This window comes from Frankia sp. CeD, assembly GCF_000732115.1.
GTDB classification, from domain to species: Bacteria; Actinomycetota; Actinomycetes; order Frankiales; family Frankiaceae; genus Frankia; species Frankia casuarinae.
This window is the reverse complement of the sequence record NZ_JPGU01000015.1, coordinates 20697-33954: the sequence shown is the minus strand read 5'-3', so window position 1 is coordinate 33954 and position 13258 is coordinate 20697. Positions and strand designations below refer to the sequence as shown.

Below are 13258 nucleotides of genomic sequence, written 5' to 3'. Positions count from 1 at the left end.
GNNNNGCTCGGCACCGTCATCGCCGCGGCCCGGCTCAAGCTCCCGATCACTCTCACCGGCTGGATGCCCTGCGCGGAGAACATGCCCTCGGGCGACGCGATCCGCCCCTCCGACGTTCTCACCCTGCGCGGCGGCACCCGGGTGGAGGTGCTCAACACCGACGCCGAGGGCCGGCTGGTGCTCGCCGACGCCCTCGTCCGCGCCAACGAGGAGTCACCGGACCTGATCGTGGACGTGGCCACCCTGACCGGCGCACAGATCGTCGCCCTCGGCCACCGGACGAGCGGACTGATGGGTCGTGCGGCCGCGGTGGACGCGGTCGCGTCGGCGGCGGCCGCCGCCGACGAGAGCGTCTGGCCGATGCCCCTTCCGCCCGATCTGCGCAAGGGACTGGACTCGACGGTGGCCGACATCGCCAACGTGCCACCGGGAGGCAACCGAGACGGCGGCATGCTGGTCGCCGCGCACTTCCTCGCCTCGTTCGTCCCCGAGAAGGTGTCCTGGGCGCACATCGACATCGCCGGTCCCTCCTGGAACGGTGGAGAGCCCTACGGCCACACCCCCAAGGGAGGCACCGGCATGATCGTACGCACGCTCGTCCAGCTGGCGCAGGACCGCGCGACGACGACGGCCTCCCCCGGTTCGGCCACCGGTTCCCCGGCTGAGTCCCCGGCCGAGGGCTGACCTGCGGGGGAAGGTAGGTACACAATGGTTGCTGGCGCCTCGCGCAATGCAGCACAGTCACGCCCATCCGAGCGGCAGTGGGCTCACGACGTGAAAGACTGGCATCCGGTTGCCGTGGCTAGGCGAGCCGTGGCCTGACGCTCCTGCTTCGGCTGCCGCGCTCAGCGGTGGGAACGCCGTCGGGGGCGGCGGCCAACCGCGTCACCGGCTTTGTCACTCGACGTAGCAGACGCTACTAGTAACGCTCTCGGCACCACCGGCAAGACCACAGGATTCAACGAGAAGGGACCCCTGGCGTGGCGAATTCAGCGGCCGGTCCCGTCGACCTGGTCATCCTCGGTGGCGGCAGCGGCGGATACGCCGCCGCGCTGCGCGCCGCGGAACTCGACCTGAGCGTCGTTCTGATCGAGAAGGACAAGCTCGGCGGCACCTGCCTGCACCGAGGTTGCATCCCGACCAAGGCGCTGCTGCATTCGGCGGAGATCGTTGACAACATCAACGAAAGCGAGGCCTTCGGGGTTCGCTCGACCCTCGACGGCATCGACATGGCCGCGGTCAACTCCTACAAGGACTCGGTCATCGCCGGGCTCTTCAAGGGGTTGACCGGCCTGATCAAGTCCCGGGGGATCGAGGTCGTCGAGGGATTCGGCCGGCTGGTCTCCCCGACCGCCGTGGCCGTCGGCGACCGGGTCATCGAGGGTCGGCACGTCCTGCTCGCGACCGGTTCCTATTCCAAGACCCTGCCCGGCCTGGACATCGACCACGACAAGGTCATCACCAGCGATGACGCCCTGACCCTCGACCATGTGCCGGCCTCCGCGGTGGTACTGGGCGCCGGGGCCATCGGATGCGAGTTCGCCTCCGTCTGGCGGTCCTACGGGGCCGAGGTGACCATCGTCGAGGCGCTGCCGCACCTCGTCCCGCTCGAGGACGAGTCCAGCTCCAAGCTGCTGGAGCGTGCCTTCCGCAAGCGCGGCATCAAGCAGCATCTCGGCGCGCGGTTCTCCGGGGTGAAGTCCACCGACCAGGGCGTGACGGTGTCCCTCGAGAACGGGACCACCATCGAGGCCGAACTGCTGCTCGTCGCGGTCGGTCGTGGACCGGTCTCGGAAGGTCTCGGCTACGAGGAGGTCGGCATCGCGACCGACCGCGGCTATGTGCTGGTCGACCGTCAGCTACGCACGAACATTCCGACCGTGTCCGCGCTGGGCGACCTGCGGCCCGGGCTCCAGCTCGCCCACGTCGGCTTCGCCGAGGGCATCTTCGTCGCCGAGCAGCTTGCCGGGCTGGGCCCGGTGCCGGTCGACTACGACAACGTTCCGCGGGTCACCTACTCCCACCCGGAGGTGGCCTCGGTCGGCCTGACCGCCGCGGTCGCCAGGGAGCGGTACGGCGAGATCAAGACGGTCACCTACAACCTGGCGGGCAACGGCAAGTCCCAGATCCTCAGGACCTCCGGTGCGGTCACTGTGATCGCGGTCCCCGATGGTCCGGTGGTGGGCGTGCACATGGTCGGCGACCGGGTCGGCGAGCTCATCGCCGAGGCTCAGCTCATCACCAACTGGGAGGCGTTCCCCGCCGAGGTCGCCCAGCTCATCCACCCGCATCCCACGCTGTCCGAGGCTCTCGGCGAGGCGCATCTGGCGCTGGCCGGCAAGCCCCTTCACGTCCACGGTTAGCGGGCACCGCCCTGGATCGTGCCTGCCCGTGCCACCCCCGCGGCCCGATCCGCCCAGGATTCAGGCCACGCCAAGCATGAGCGCCTCCGGCCGGCCGCCCGCGCGGTGCAGATGCCGGACGCGACAAAGGAGTCGTTCCAGCATGTCTGTATCTGTCACAATGCCCCGGCTCGGGGAGAGTGTCTCCGAGGGAACCGTCACGCGGTGGCTGAAGCAGGAGGGTGAACGCGTCGAGGCCGACGAGCCACTGCTCGAAGTCAGCACCGACAAGGTCGACACCGAGATCCCCGCCCCCGCCTCCGGTGTCGTCAGCTCGATCAAGGTCGCCGAGGATGAGACCGTCGAGGTCGGCGTCGAGCTCGCGGTGATCGACGACGGGTCCGCGGGTGGCGGCACCGCACCGGCGCAGGCCACGCAGGCGCCCGCCGCGCCGGNGCCGGAACCCGAACCGGCGCCGGAACCCGTGAAGCCGGCTGCCGCGGCACCGCCGCCTCCGCCCACTCCGACGCCCGCACCCGCGCCGACGCCCGCACCCGCGCCGACGCCCGCACCCGCGCCGACGCCCGCACCCGCGCCGACGCCCGCGCCGGCACCGGCGTTCGCTCGTCAGCCGGAGCTCACCCCGGTCCCGGCCCAGACCCCGGCCGCCGCCAACGGGAACGGCGGCGGCATCGGTCGCTACGTCACCCCGCTGGTGCGCAAGATGGCCGCCGAGCTCGGCGTGGACCTGGGAACCGTGGCGGGAACCGGGCCGGGTGGACGCGTCACCAAGCAGGACATCCAGGACGCCGCGCGGCCGCGGGACGCGGCTCCCGCGGCGCAGGAGACTCCCGCGACCCCCCCCACAGCCCCGACAGCCCCGGCCGTGGCGCCGACCGTGGCGCCGACCGTGGCGCCGACCGGCGCTGCCCCCGTCCGCGGCCAGACCGAGAAGCTCTCCCGCCTGCGGGCGTTGGTCGCTCGCCGCATGGTCGAGTCGCTGCAGATCAGCGCGCAGCTCACCACCGTGGTGGAGGCCGACGTCACCCGGATCGCGCGGCTGCGGGACCGGGCGAAGAGCGGCTTCCAGGCTCGGGAGGGCATCAAGCTGTCATTCCTGCCGTTCTTCGCCTTGGCGACCTGTGCGGCGCTGCGTGAGTTCCCGCAGCTCAACTCCAGCATCGACGTCGAGGCGGGCACGGTCACCTACCACGGAGAGGAGAACCTCGGCATCGCCGTGGACTCCGAGCGTGGTCTGGTCGTGCCCGTCATCCACAACGCCGGCGATCTCAACCTCATCGGGCTGGCCCGCAAGATCNACGACCTGGCGAGCCGCACCCGGGCCAACCGAATCTCGCCCGACGAGCTCGGCGGCGGCACCTTCACCCTGACGAACACCGGCAGTCGAGGCGCCCTGTTCGACACGCCGATCATCAACCAGCCGCAGGTGGGCATCCTCGGCACCGGCATCGTGACGAAGAAGCCGGCCGTCGTCGACGATCCGGAGCTGGGCGAGATCATCGCGGTTCGTTCGACGGTGTACCTGTCCCTCACCTACGACCACCGCATCGTCGACGGTGCCGACGCGGCTCGCTTCCTGGCCTTCACCAAGCACCGGCTGGAAAACGGAGCCTTCGAAGCCGAACTCGGCCTGTAGCCCGGTCACGGCCGGCTGACCGTCCGGTCAGCCGGCCGTGACCGGGACGTTCTCCGAGACCCGCCAACCGGAGCCGGTACGGATCAGGGTGAGGTCACGCCGTTCCGGCGACTTCGCCGCCTGATGCGCCAGCACCTTCCCCCCGGCGTCGAGGAAGTCGTAGGCGTTCAGGCGTTGGGTGACCCGCAGCACGGTGCGGTCCGGTTCCTCGACCCGGACCTTGAGATCGAGGATGTCGCTGCGCAGTGCCGAGGCATGCGCCCCCCTCGCGACCACCTGCCTCATCAGCGCGATATCCGAAGCGTGCAACTCACTACCCGCGGCATCAGACTCCGTCAGGAGGCTCTCGTCAGCCCGCTCGAACGCACGGCTGCGCGCGGTGTTCAACTCGGCGAGTACCGAACGCCAGACCTGCTCGGGCGACTGATTGGCGACCGGCGACGCCGTCGGTCCCCGCCCGGCCGCGGAGGCTGCACCGGTTGGTGGCACGGACGTCCCGGCCGCGCCGGGTGCATCGTCCTTCTCCGGGCTGGCCAGCAGCAACGCGACGGCCGCCACGACCACCAGCAGGCCCAGCCCGGCGGTCACCGGGAACAGCAAGCGCTGGCGGCGGGCTCCCACCCGACGCGGTCGGCGCGCGGAGGTCGGCCGGGTGCTCCGGCCCGGGGAGCCGAGGCCCCCCGGGGGCCTCGCGGGACCCGGGGAGCCCGAGGCGGTCGTGTGCCCGCGCGGACCTCGCTGCGTCCCCTGGCCGCTTCCGGTGGATCCGCCGGAACGCGGTGACCGCGGCCCCGGAGCAGCCGCACCCGGGGTGGCCGACCCCTTGCCCCCGGAGCCCCGACCGCCACCGCGGGCGGCCTTCCGAGGGTTGGTCGTCGCACGGGTCGATCGTCGGGGCGGTGGCGGCAACGAGTCGAGCAGCTCCGCGGCGTTGACGGCCGTCGCTCCGGTGATGGCCCGGTCGGGCGGGGCCGGATCGTCGGGCGGGTCCACCCAGGGGATCGCCGGCAGGGTGTCGGTCGGCGAGGGACCGCGCCGCGCCGCGCCACCCGGCTCGCCGCCGCCCACCTCGCCGCCGCCCACCTCGCCGCCGCCCACCTCGCCGCCGCCCGCCAGGCGGACCGGGAGCGGAGTCGCGCTGCGGGCCAGCGACGCGGCGAGTTCCAGGGCGCTCGGTCGCCGACGCGGGTCGTCGATCATGGCGGTCGCCACCGCCACCGCCACCGCGGCCGCGTCTGGCCCGGTGGCCTCACGCATCGCCCCGAGCAGCAGAGTGGCCAGGTCATGGACGTCCGCGGACGCGGCCTCGGGTGGAATCGGATCCGGTCTGGCGGCGTCGGCCAGCGCCGCGACCCCGAGCCCGATCAGAACCGGACGACCGTTCGGCTCCAACAGGATGTCCGCACGCTCGAGCCGGCCATGCACGACGCCGACGGCGTGCGCGGCGGCCAGGGCCTGCGCGATCGGCAGACCGATCGTGACGACCTCACCGGGGTCCAGGTCCCCGCGGGCGGCGAGCAGCCGCGCGAGGCTGACACCGCCGACGACCGGCTCGGTGATCAACGCCAGGCCCTCCGCGGTCGGCAACACCGCCACGACCGGCACCAGATGGGGATGCTCCAGGTCCACGAGGGCCCGGGCCGCGATGACCGCCGCGGAACGCAGCACCGGGTCCGGCGCCAACCGCACCCGCCGCACCACGCACTCGATTCCGGACTGGTCGAACTGACCCGACCAGAGCTCTCCAGAGCCGGCGTCCCGCAGGCGGGAACGCATGCTCACCCCCGGGACCTCGGGTACGCCGCCGACGCGCCGGGCCGGCCTGTCCGCGGAATCGTCGGTGAAGGTCACAAGAAGCGACGCTAGGCTCAAACCGGTCCGGTCTGCCTACCTCTTCGTCCGGTTGTGGATAACTTTTTACGATCCACCGCGGGGTATGCGATCGACGACCGTCACATGCGACAGCCTTCAGAGAGCGACGAACCCGTGCAGATCCTCGCCACCAGCGGTGGCTTCCTTCCGGACGGCCGCTACGGAGCCAAGGTCGGTCCCATCCTCCATCACGCCATCAGTCTGTCCGCGGCGGGCGCACGGCCCCGGGTCTGCCTGCTGCAGACCGCCCTGGGCGACGACCAGGCCGCCTACGCCCGCGGGTACGCGGCGTTCAACCGCGACCGGCCCGACGTGCTGCTCTCCCATCTCACGCTGTTCCCGATGCCGAACATCGCCGACATCCGCGCCCATCTGCTGGCGCAGGACGTCGTCTGGGTCGGCGGGGGCAGCGTCGCCAACCTGCTCGCGGTCTGGGCCGTGCACGGGCTCGGTGAGATCTTCCGAGAGGCGTGGGAGGCGGGGGTCGTGCTCGGTGGAGTCTCCGCCGGTTCACTGTGCTGGCATGTGGGCGGCACCACCGACTCCTTCGGCCCGGCTCTCCGCCCGGTGACGAACGGCCTCGGCCTGCTGCCCTTCAGCAACACCCCGCACTACGACTCGGAGGCCAGCCGGCGGCCGCTGTTCCAGCGGCTGGTCGCCGAGGGCACGCTGCCGGCCGGATGGGCGACCGACGACGGAGTGGGTCTGCACTTCCACGGCACCGATCTCGTCGAGGCGGTGGCCGACCGGCCCGGGGTGCACGCCTGGCGGGTCGAACGCGGTCCGGACGGCACCGCCGTGGAGACCGCGGTGGTGCCCCGCCTGCTACCCGCGGTGCCCCGCGGCTGAGCCGGCAGGCTTATGATTGTGGATGTTCTCGGCTTTCCGCGGCCTCCCACCGCGAAGCATGGGACAGACAGCGCTTCCTCGCCAAAATCCGCTTGGCCGCGGAGCCTCCCCTCCTTCGAACCGGTCGCCGAGCAAGCTGAGCAGATGGAGCTGGTGGTATGACCGCCGTCGCCCCCGAGGGTCGCCCGCTGCTGCGCATCGAGGCCCGTAATGCGCAGACGCCGATCGAACGCAAGCCATCGTGGATCAGGACTCGGCTGCGCACCGGTCCGCAGTACCAGGACGTCAAGGGGCTGGTCCAATCGGCCGGGCTGCACACGGTGTGCGAGGAAGCCGGCTGTCCCAACATCTACGAATGCTGGGAGGACCGCGAGGCGACCTTCCTGATCGGCGGGGAGGTCTGCACCCGCCGCTGCGACTTCTGCCAGATCGACTCCGGGCGGCCTGCCCCGCTCGACCATGACGAGCCGCGCCGGGTGGCGGAGTCCGTCGCCACCATGGGCCTGCGGTACGCGACGGTCACCGGAGTCGCTCGGGACGACCTCGCGGACGGCGGCTCGTGGCTGTACGCGGAGACGGTCCGCCAGATCCACGCACGCTCGGCCGATACCGGCGTGGAGGTCCTGATCCCGGACTTCGGCGGCCGGCCCGACCAGTTGGGCGAGGTGTTCGAGGCGGCGCCCGAGGTACTCGCCCACAACCTCGAAACCGTACCCCGGATCTTCAGGCGGATCCGGCCGGCGTTCCGGTACGAGCGCTCACTCGACGTGCTGCGCCAGGCCCGCCAGGCCGGGCTGGTCACGAAGTCGAACCTCATCCTGGGTCTGGGTGAGACGGCGGAGGAGATCCACACGGCCCTGCGGGATCTGCGGTCGGCGGGGTGTGAGCTGCTCACCGTGACCCAGTACCTGCGCCCGACGCCGCGGCACCATCCGGTCGAGCGGTGGGTGCGGCCGGAGGAGTTCCTCGACTGGGGACGTGTCGGCGCGGAGCTCGGGTTCTCCGGGGTGATGTCCGGTCCGCTCGTCCGGTCTTCCTACCGGGCCAGCCGCCTCTACCAGCAAGCGATGACGGCACGTGACCAGGACCGCAGCGAAATGTCCGTTCCCCCGGAAAGTGTGTCGGAGAACTCTCACGGGCAACGGCCGAGTCCGTGGTGACCATTCCTCGAAGCGGCTAGAATTAGCTTAGCGTTACCCCCTCGTTACATGGGGGTCATCCTCTTCGCCCATCATCGAGGTGTGTGCCCACGACCGTGCCGGGAGGTCGTTCCCATCGTGCTCCGTTCACTGCTCAGCGTTCTCGAAGAAGTGACCCTGCTGCTGCTGCCGCACGGAGGTCAGAAGACCGCGCGTCGTAACGCCTGGCGGGCGGCCACCGATCTGCACGTGACGACCGGCTATCGATGGATGGATACCACCGTGCCGCTTTCGGTCACGTCGGTCACGCCCGCGCCACCCCGAGTCACCACCCCGGGCCGCCGCCCCGCGTCCGCGCGCGGTCGCCGCCCAGCCCTGATCCGCGTCACGCCCTGATCACGCCCGACAGTCAGATCCGCCGGACTTCCCGCCGGCCAACGGCGATCAGCGGGCGCGGGACGAGCATGCCGCTGGCCAGGAGGCCGTAGGCTCGCGGTCATGGCACTGAAGAAGAAGCCGACGGACGCCCCGGGGCCGGCGGCCCCTGGGGCGGCGGGGAAGGACCAGTCGGCGGGCGCAGCCGACAAGAACGGCGCGGCTGGCAGACGCGGCACCAATCCTGGCGCCGCGGGGAAGACCCCCGGTGCGGCCGGCAAGGGTGGCGCGGCCGGTCGGAACGGCCGCAGCGGCGAGGCGGGACCGGGAAAGGGATTCACCACTCGGGTCGCCCAACTCCGGATGATCTACAAGGTCACCCGGCAACGCGATCCCCGGGCGCTCTGGATCACCCTGGCGGGCTTCCTCGCTCCGGTCGCCGTCGGCATTGTGCCCGCAATCTTCGTCGGTCCGCTGTACCTGTGGATTCCGATCGCCCTTCTGCTCGGGGTGGTCGTCTCCCTGAACCTGTTCAGCCGGCGGGTGCAGCGGACCGCCTACGCCGAGATGGAAGGCAAACCGGGCGCCGCCGCCGGAGTGATCGAACGGATGCGGGGAGAGTGGCGCCTCACCCCCGCCGTCGGCGTCAACCGGCATCAGGATGTGGTGCACCGTGTCGTCTGCCGGGCCGGGGTCGTGATCATCGCGGAGGGTCACGGGCGTGGCCCGCGGGAACTGCTCGCCGCCGAGAAGCGCCGGATCCGCAAGGCGGTCGGCGACACGCCGGTGACCGACATCATCATCGGTACCAGTGAGGGGGAGACTCCCCTACCCAAGCTGCAGAGCACCCTGATGCGGCTGCGGCGCACCCTGCGCCGCAGCGAGGTCGATGCCCTTGACCGTCGCCTGCGGGCGATGGGCGGCGCGGCGCTGCCGATCCCGAAGGGACCGATCCCCCGCAACATCCCGCGCGGCGGCCGCATCCGATAGCGCCGCCGCCAGGCGTGGTCCGCTGTGCGGCCCACGGTGGCCCACCCCGAAGCCCCGAAGTGGAGGGGATCCGCGCTACTTCTCGGGGCCGGGCTTCTCGGGGTCGCGCACCACCACGGTCCCGGCGGCGCGATCGTGAAGGCCGCGTAGGTCACGGTCCCAGATGAACACCGGGATGAACAGGCCCAGCAGAACGGTACGCACGACGATCCACGGCCAGGACTGCCGACCGCAGTCACGCAGCCGGATCACGCGGATGCCGGCCAGCCGCATGCCGATCGTCTGACCGGCCGTACCGACGAGGATCAGCTCCTCGAGCAGGAAGAGCGCGTAGATCGCGAGGCCACGCGCGTCTGCGGCGTAGCTCAGTCCGACGATGTACAGCACGCCGACGATCAGGTTCGCGACGACCGCGTCCACGAGGTAGGCCAGCAGACGCGGGCCGAACCCGACCACGGATCCTCGGCCGTCCCGCGGAAACCCGAGGCGTACCCCGGGCGGGGTGTCCCGTGGCAGACCTGGCCCGTCAAGCCAGCCTCCAAGTGCTCGTCCCACGACGCAAGCTTATGTGGCACCGCAACATGCNCCCAACTCATCACGTTGAGTGATGAAGTGGGTTTCGGTAACGCTACGGAANCCATCCCGTGATGTCGTACACCGATGACCTGGTGACCGGAGACACGCCAACATGGCGTAACCTGTGGGCCTAAGAAGCGTGACGCGATGCTGGAGGACGAATGTTCACAAAAACAGAAGACGTGCTTCGCTATATCCGGGACGAAGACGTTCAGTTCATCGATGTCAGGTTCTGCGATCTTCCCGGGATCATGCAGCACTTCACCATCCCGACCCAGGTCTTCGCGGAGTCGGTGTTCACCGAAGGCCTGATGTTCGACGGCTCGTCGATCCGCGGCTTCCAGGCCATCCACGAGTCCGACATGCTGCTGCTACCGGACCCGCACACCGCTTTCGTGGACCCCTTCCGCGAGCACAAGACCCTCGCCATGACGTTCTTCATCCATGACCCGATCACCAAGGAACAGTACTCCCGGGACCCGCGCAACATCGCCAAGAAGGCGGAGGCCTATCTCCGGGGCACCGGCGTCGCGGACACCGCGTATTTCGGTCCGGAGGCGGAGTTCTACATCTTCGACGATGTCCGTTATGACTACAACCCCTACGGGTCGATGCACCAGGTCGACTCGGTCGAGGCCGCCTGGAACACCGCCCGGAAGGAAGAGGGCGGAAACCTCGGGTACAAGCCGAGGTTCAAGGGCGGCTACTTCCCGGTGCCGCCCACGGACCACTTCACCGACCTGCGTTCCGAGATGACCCGGGTGCTCTACGAGACGGGTATCACCGTCGAGATGCAGCACCACGAGGTCGGCACCGCGGGCCAGGCGGAGATCGACATCAGGTACGACACGCTCCTGAAGACCGCCGACAACCTGATGCTCTACAAGTACGTCATCCGCAACGTCGCCCGCGGCCGCGGCAAGACCGTCACCTTCATGCCGAAGCCGCTGTTCGAGGACAACGGATCCGGTATGCACGTCCACTCCAGCCTGTGGAAGGACGGGGAGCCACTCTTCTACAGCCCGAACGGGTACGGCGGTCTCTCGGACACCGCCCGCTACTACATCGGGGGGCTGCTGCACCACGCCCCGGCGCTGCTGGCCTTCACCAACCCCACCACGAACTCCTACCGTCGGCTCGTGCCCGGCTACGAGGCACCCGTCAACCTGGTCTACTCGGCCCGCAACCGGTCAGCGTGCTGCCGCATCCCGCTCAGCGGTGACTCGCCGAAGGCCAAGCGGGTCGAGTTCCGCGTGCCGGATCCGAGCTGCAACCCGTATCTCGCCTTCGCCGCGATTCTGATGGCGGGACTCGACGGCGTGCGGAACAAGATTGATCCGCCGGACCCGATCGACAAGGATCTCTACGACCTCCCGCCGGACGAGTTGGCCGCGGTTCCCCAGGTCCCGGGTTCGCTGGAGAAGGTGCTCGATGCGCTGGAGGCGGACAACGAGTTCCTGCGGGAGGGCGACGTCTTCACCGCGGATCTGATCGAGACCTGGCTGGACTACAAGCGGGTCAACGAGGTCGACGCCATCCGCCTGCGGCCGCATCCATACGAGTTCACCCTCTACTACGACATCTGACGCCCAGCCGTAAGGTTCCGGCCATTGACCCATCGCCGGGCCTCGGGCGATCCGGCGGGCACCGAGGCGGTGACCGCGACCGGGTCCCGGACAGGTGCGGCACCGGTGAACCGCGGGGGTCGGTCACGCTCTTGAGGCGGGGAGCCCTGATTGACCCCTGCGGTTCGTCTGGGCCTTCGCCGCGGCGCCAGAAGGCCTCTTCGAGCCGGGGACGCGTGCGGAAACCAGGTCCCGCCGCCACCTCCGGGCGGAGACCGGCNGAAGGTCCGCCGCTGTCCACCAAGCGCCGGCGAGCGCCGGAAAGATCGCGAACAGGAGATGCCCGGACCCTTTCCCGGGATACCAGGCGAAACCCCGAACCCACATTGAAAATTAGTATACCAATTCCCCGAGGCCCTACTTCGACGACGTCGGAGGCGGGCCTCACGTATATGCGGAACGGCGCGGTCCAGAATACCGGCCATCTCCCTCCGCCGCCCGCCGGGACACCACGACACAAAAGCGGAGTCGGGGACCCCGAAAATCCCGGACGGCAGCCGGCCCCGATCGCCCAGAGCCAGCCTTTCGTGACATAGCAGAGACCAAAAATTAACAATCGCGGAACAGGAAGGTAACTGGGCACGACAAGGCTCCGGTCGAACCCTCCCGTCATTCGCGGCCTGGGTCGGCTGGCCAGGCCGATCACGAAGTCGCTCCGTAACGTGCAGGATCAACCACGGGGAGTATGAGTGAGTTATCAGGCCGAGTACATCTGGATCGACGGCACCGAGCCCGAGCCGCTGATGCGCAGCAAGACCCGCATCATCAGGGACGGTAAGGAACCGGAGATCTGGGGCTTCGACGGCTCGAGCACCAACCAGGCGCCCGGATCGAACTCGGACTGCGTGCTGCGGCCCGTCTTCGTCACGCCCGACCCGCTGCGGGGTGGCGACAACCTCCTGGTGCTCTGCGAGGTCGAGCTGACCGACTTCACGCCGCACCCGACGAACACCCGGGCCGCCGCCCGGACCGTCGCCGAGAAGTACGCCGACATGACGCCGATGTTCGGCATCGAGCAGGAGTACACCTTCTTCAAGGACGGCCGTCCCTACGGCTGGCCGGAGGTCGGCTACCCCGCGCCGCAGGGACCGTACTACTGTGGCGTCGGCGGCTCGAAGATGCCCGGCCGCCAGATCGTCGAGAGGCACGCGCAGGCCTGCCTCGACGCCGGTCTCGCCATCGAGGGCACCAACGCCGAGGTCATGATGGGCCAGTGGGAGTTCCAGATCGGCGTGCTCCCCGCCCCGGCGATCGGCGACCAGATCTGGTTGGGCCGCTGGCTGCTCCACCGGATCGCCGAGGACTACGGCGTCGAGGTGTCGTTCGCCGCCAAGCCGATCCCGGGCGACTGGAACGGCGCCGGCGCGCACACCAACTTCTCCACCAGGCAGACGATGGAGGGCTGGGACGCCATCGTCGCCTGCTGCGAGGCGCTCGGCACCCGGGTGCTGGAGCACGTGACCCACTACGGTCACGGCATCCAGGACCGGCTGACCGGTAAGCACGAGACAGCTCCGTGGAACAAGTTCTCCTGGGGCGCCTCCGACCGCGGCGCGTCGATCCGCATTCCGTGGGCTGTCGAGAAGGCCAAGAAGGGCTGGCTGGAAGACCGCCGCCCGAACGCGAACATGGACCCGTACCTGGTCTCCGCGCTCATGATCGACACCTGCTGCAGCGCCTTGGCCGGCGACAAGCCGACGCTGTTCGTGCCGTCCCAGACCACCCCGACCCCGGCCGAGGCGACCGTCTGACGAACGGTCACCATCCCGGAGTACAGGCGGCCGTGGCGGTGCTCCCGACGACACGACCGCCTGCCGCCCGGTCTTACGGTGG

Annotated in this window: 10 protein-coding genes and 1 pseudogene (1 of these 11 running past the window's edge); 9 read left to right on the top strand and 2 right to left on the bottom strand. The window is 69.9% G+C overall.

The features are described from left to right. From CED_RS10755 to sucB, 3 genes and pseudogenes are all read left to right on the top strand, one after another. Positions 1–684, top strand: a pseudogene (locus CED_RS10755) (leucyl aminopeptidase); it begins 912 nt to the left of the window's first position. A 296-nt stretch (positions 685–980) separates the two neighbouring features. Then, entirely contained in the window at positions 981–2363 is a 1383-nt protein-coding gene (lpdA, locus tag CED_RS10750) for a dihydrolipoyl dehydrogenase (protein ID WP_011437519.1), read from the top strand. A 142-nt stretch (positions 2364–2505) separates the two neighbouring features. Then, positions 2506–3999 carry a 2-oxoglutarate dehydrogenase, E2 component, dihydrolipoamide succinyltransferase gene (gene sucB, locus CED_RS10745; RefSeq protein WP_035910298.1) on the top strand — a complete coding sequence of 498 codons (1494 nt, stop codon included), beginning with the start codon at positions 2506–2508 and terminating at the stop codon, positions 3997–3999. A gap of 27 nt (positions 4000–4026) precedes the next feature. On the opposite strand, the gene CED_RS10740 is transcribed toward sucB, so the two are convergent. Further along, the gene (locus CED_RS10740; RefSeq protein ID WP_035910323.1) at positions 4027–5775 is read right to left on the bottom strand and encodes a protein kinase; all 1749 of its coding nucleotides are present in this window, start codon (positions 5773–5775) and stop codon (positions 4027–4029) included. 180 nt (positions 5776–5955) lie between these two features. On the opposite strand from CED_RS10740, the gene CED_RS10735 reads away from it, so the two are divergent. The 4 genes from CED_RS10735 to CED_RS10720 all read left to right on the top strand — a co-directional run bounded on the left by CED_RS10735 (position 5956) and on the right by CED_RS10720 (position 9224). Beyond that, positions 5956–6720 carry a peptidase E gene (locus CED_RS10735; protein ID WP_235187021.1) on the top strand — a complete coding sequence of 255 codons (765 nt, stop codon included), beginning with the start codon at positions 5956–5958 and terminating at the stop codon, positions 6718–6720. A gap of 158 nt (positions 6721–6878) precedes the next feature. After that, on the top strand, positions 6879–7880 hold the full coding sequence (gene lipA / locus CED_RS10730) for a lipoyl synthase (protein WP_011437523.1): 1002 nt from the start codon (positions 6879–6881) through the stop codon (positions 7878–7880). Between the two features lie 117 nt (positions 7881–7997). Beyond that, on the top strand, positions 7998–8255 hold the full coding sequence (locus CED_RS21495) for a hypothetical protein (protein WP_023841806.1): 258 nt from the start codon (positions 7998–8000) through the stop codon (positions 8253–8255). A gap of 102 nt (positions 8256–8357) precedes the next feature. After that, a complete protein-coding gene (locus CED_RS10720; RefSeq protein ID WP_011437525.1) occupies positions 8358–9224 on the top strand; it encodes a DUF4191 domain-containing protein in 867 nt (288 codons plus the stop codon). A 75-nt stretch (positions 9225–9299) separates the two neighbouring features. On the opposite strand, the gene CED_RS10715 is transcribed toward CED_RS10720, so the two are convergent. Continuing rightward, complete coding sequence (locus CED_RS10715) at positions 9300–9779, bottom strand: RDD family protein (protein WP_084680761.1); 480 nt, start codon at positions 9777–9779, stop codon at positions 9300–9302. Between the two features lie 182 nt (positions 9780–9961). Between CED_RS10715 and glnA the strand changes: the two genes are divergently transcribed. Together glnA and glnII are read left to right on the top strand one after the other, a co-directional pair. Then, a complete protein-coding gene (gene glnA / locus CED_RS10710; protein ID WP_035910294.1) occupies positions 9962–11386 on the top strand; it encodes a type I glutamate--ammonia ligase in 1425 nt (474 codons plus the stop codon). 728 nt (positions 11387–12114) lie between these two features. Then, entirely contained in the window at positions 12115–13176 is a 1062-nt protein-coding gene (gene glnII / locus CED_RS10705) for a glutamine synthetase GlnII (RefSeq protein WP_011437528.1), read from the top strand. Positions 13177–13258: the final 82 nt, after the last annotated feature.

Excerpts from the sequence above, each read along its gene's own strand:
- CED_RS10740 (WP_035910323.1), bottom strand. The coding sequence starts at position 5,775 with ATGCGTTCCCGCCTGCGGGACGCCGGCTCTGGAGAGCTCTGGTCGGGT.
- CED_RS10735 (WP_235187021.1), top strand. The coding sequence starts at position 5,956 with ATGCGACAGCCTTCAGAGAGCGACGAACCCGTGCAGATCCTCGCCACC.
- lipA (WP_011437523.1), top strand. The coding sequence starts at position 6,879 with ATGACCGCCGTCGCCCCCGAGGGTCGCCCGCTGCTGCGCATCGAGGCC.
- CED_RS10720 (WP_011437525.1), top strand. The coding sequence starts at position 8,358 with ATGGCACTGAAGAAGAAGCCGACGGACGCCCCGGGGCCGGCGGCCCCT.
- glnA (WP_035910294.1), top strand. The coding sequence starts at position 9,962 with ATGTTCACAAAAACAGAAGACGTGCTTCGCTATATCCGGGACGAAGAC.